The sequence below is a fragment of the Flavobacterium sp. genome (genome assembly GCF_044368625.1).
Lineage (GTDB): Bacteria > Bacteroidota > Bacteroidia > Flavobacteriales > Flavobacteriaceae > Flavobacterium.
On the sequence record NZ_JBIPPD010000298.1, the window covers coordinates 1 to 3,074 of the forward strand.

At 30.3% G+C, this 3,074-nt stretch carries 2 protein-coding genes; both read right to left on the reverse strand.

What is annotated here, in order from left to right:
* Positions 1 to 142 precede the first annotated feature (142 nt).
* Positions 143 to 1,723, reverse strand: a complete 1,581-nt coding sequence (locus ACIQ2X_RS15185; protein WP_396179806.1) for an ATP-binding protein — start codon at positions 1,721 to 1,723, stop codon at positions 143 to 145.
* A gap of 12 nt (positions 1,724 to 1,735) precedes the next feature.
* The coding region (locus ACIQ2X_RS15190) for a hypothetical protein (RefSeq protein ID WP_396179807.1) at positions 1,736 to 3,074 on the reverse strand (1,339 nt) is incomplete at its 5' end.

Genomic DNA, 3,074 nt, shown 5'->3' on the forward strand with positions numbered 1-3,074 from the left:
CCACTACCTGCAACTCCTTTTATTTGAATAGGTTCTGTAACTTGTAAAAACAAAACTCTTTTCTGTTCTCCGATAAGTTTAATTGGTTTTAGTGGCATAGTTATGTGTTTTATGTTATTGAGGTCAGTTGAAATAAATTTAATTATATCAAGTGCCTAACCATAATTTTCTTAAACTTCTTACCAAAACCCAGTATAATTGCTTCGTTGTTTTTGATAATTAATTCTCCTTTTTGAAGTCCTGCAATAGCTTGTTTTATTTCAACCAAATCGTTTCCAGCTACGCCATACATATCTTTTAAAACACTATCATTAATGGATTGCTGCTTCATTATTAGAGGGTATTGAGCATTGGCATAGAAATCAAAATGTTTGCTTTTATAAGCATCCATATTTTGAGTAGCCAGAATTATACTCATTCCTTTGTTACGACCTACTGCAATCAAATCACGAAGTGGTTTGTTATCAAATCCTAACATATAATGGGCTTCATCAATAATTGTAAAGTGTCTTAATTCTACTTTTTCTTTATCATTGGCTTGTACTGGAAGATTTTCATAGATGGAATTTAGTTTTGATACTATGAAATATACTATTGCTTTTCCGATTGGACCATCATTTGGGAATTTATCCATTTTTACTATGAAACTGTTTCCAATTAAATCGATACGGTCTTCGTTAGTAAAAAGATTAGAACGCTCTAATTGGTTAAGAACAGCTTTCACACTATCTGTTTTTTCTCTATCTTTTGGTGGCTGAAGGTCAGTATAACTTTCAATAATTTGAGTAAAATTAATTGGTTTGCCTTTTGTCTCTTTGTAAGTATTTATAATAGCAGAGGAAAGTCTTTCTCCCATATTAGCACTAATCGTAGCTTTATCAATAGACAACAAAGCATTTGCCAATTCTGTTGAGTATAGATTGATTTCGTTTTGTGTTTTACCTACAAAATCTTTGAAAGGTGTAAATGGTAAAGGTTCTACCATTGGATCTAAAATAGCCGAACGATTTACTTCAAAATGTTGCAACCAATCATTATTAGCAATATCTGAAAACTCTCCTTTGTAATCGAAGAAAAGGAAATTTACTGGATAATTACTTTCTACAGAAAGCGAACGCATTTCATTCATTAAAACGGCTAAAAGGTTTGATTTTCCAGAACCTGTAGAACCTGCAATAAGAATTTGAGTGTTAGTTACATTTTTACTATTCATATCTAAATAAGCACTAATATCCCCATCATAATTTCCAATGTTTAAGTTTAATAATGGTATCTGTCCTGCTTTTATTGAAGCTGTTGTACTTACTTTTAGCCATTCGTGTAATGTATCGCCTTTCATCAGCATATCAAAGCCTCTGAAAATCTCCGCATTAACGACTTTACTTTTTGTAATGTTATCTTCCCAATTTATTTCTAAATCGTGATATCGTAACTTTATCATTGAAGACAGCATTCCATTTAGATTGTGAACCGTAAATAGTGTTGGATGAATACTGTTGGACGACATTTGAATATTGAGTACTTCTTTGTTTCTTTTCTCATTATCGGACAATCCCGCAATTAAACAAATACGCATCAGTTTTGCATTTCCTTTAGGACTTACATTTTTATGATTATCGGTATAGTGTTTTAAATTGATGTGCTTCTCTAAACGCTCTCGCAAATCATTCATTTTTGAATTCAATGCTTCCGCTTGTCGTAATCCTGTTTCTATTGCTGCCATAACTACTTAAAATTAATTAGGAAAATAGCCTTCAACTACTTCTGTTAATTGATTTTCCTTGTCTCTTACTAGAGTGAATTTTTTTGAAATGAAATTTTCGATTTTACTCAAATCAACAGACTTTCTAATTTCACTATCCGTACTTAATAAAATGGTTTGATGTGATAATTTAGGGAAGTAATTTTCGAGTAATGAAGCTCGACTACTTTCGTCTAAATATCCAAAAACGGTGTCAATCATTACTGGTGGATTGTAATCTCCGAAATAATGCAATGATTTTAAAAGTACCTGGATTATTATTTGTTTTGAAGCTGCATTTAATTCATCAAGGTATATTTCATTTCCAGCTTTGTGGTAAATTTTGAATGAAAGATTGCTTAAATCTTCTGACAACACTACACGATCTATCTGATTTTCATATACTACTAAAGTTGTATTTAAATCATTTTTCATTGCCTCCTCAATACGTGCTTTTTTGTTTTTTAACAACGCATTGGAAATATTTGAAAATAATGGGCCTAACTTTTTCAGTATTTCAAGTTTAGGATTTGGCACTTCTTCATCTGACAAATCAAATCTTTTAATTTTGGTGTCTAAACGCTCTATTTCCGATTGGTAATTTTTGATATCCTCTTTATATTCTTTTATCTTTAATTCATTTGCATCATAGCTTTGGATAATTTCTTCACCACCACCCATATCATTTTTTCTTAAATCTAATAATTGAATTTTCAAATTAGGTAGTGAAGCAATTTCTTTTTCTAAACTACTTTTTTGCTGCACCAATATGTTGTATTGATTGATGCTTGACCAACCCAATAACTGTTCAAAATGGATGACATCATTCTTATCAATATAATCGTATTCAGTATCCTTGTTATTTTGTCTTGATTTTTTAATAATGTAATCCGCTAATTTATTTTTTTGTTCAGCAGTTAATTCGGCAATTATTAAATGGTGTTCTTTTAAGAACTCTAATACTTTATCTGAAACTAAACTAATCTGTTCAGGTTCTATAAAATCATTATTTATCTGTTGACTTTTTTCCGAAAGTATTAATTCTATTTCGTTTTGAACAATGGTAATTAACTTTGGTATGAAAACTTGAATTTCAATATCATTAAGGAATTTTTCTGATTGGTCTATAAATAGTATTTCCTTGTTTAGAATATCATCAATCTTTCTTTCTACAATTTGAATTTGCTCTTTGATGTTTGCCTGAAGACTTTTACCTTCTTTAGCACTTTCGTAAAAATCCTTTTGAGCCATAGCATAACTTAAACTTCTATCGTATTGCACTTTAGTAGCATCAATTAAGTCTAGGTATTTTTTATGTTCTTCTAAAAGGTTT